Annotated in this window: 1 pseudogene; it reads right to left on the bottom strand. The window is 58.3% G+C overall.

The features are described from left to right. Positions 1-326, bottom strand: a pseudogene (locus tag HYI44_RS29240) (copper-transporting ATPase); the annotation flags it as partial.

Below are 326 nucleotides of genomic sequence, written 5' to 3'. Positions count from 1 at the left end.
GCGTTGATCAGTCCGAACACCCAACTTGGCTCGGGCCCCCAAAGCCCCCAGCCGAGTAGAGTCAGCGCGGCGATAGCAATCACCACAATCACGAAGTAACTAGCAATCACATCTGCCAGCCGTTGCATCGGCGCTTTTGAGCGTTGTGCCTGCACAACCATCTGCACAATCTGTGCGAGGAGGGTCGCTGATCCTATCTTCTGCGCCTGCATCACCAGACTACCGTGGATGTTGAGAGTGGCGCCGATCAGCGCGTCGCCGGCCCTCTTCATGATCGGTATCGGTTCGCCGGTGAGCATCGACTCATCTACAGCGCTTTCGCCTTG

The sequence above is a fragment of the Pseudomonas sp. Y24-6 genome (genome assembly GCF_020295325.1).
GTDB classification, from domain to species: Bacteria; Pseudomonadota; Gammaproteobacteria; order Pseudomonadales; family Pseudomonadaceae; genus Aquipseudomonas; species Aquipseudomonas gregormendelii.
Note: the sequence above shows the minus strand (reverse complement) of the source record. Positions and strands in the feature narration are given on the sequence as shown.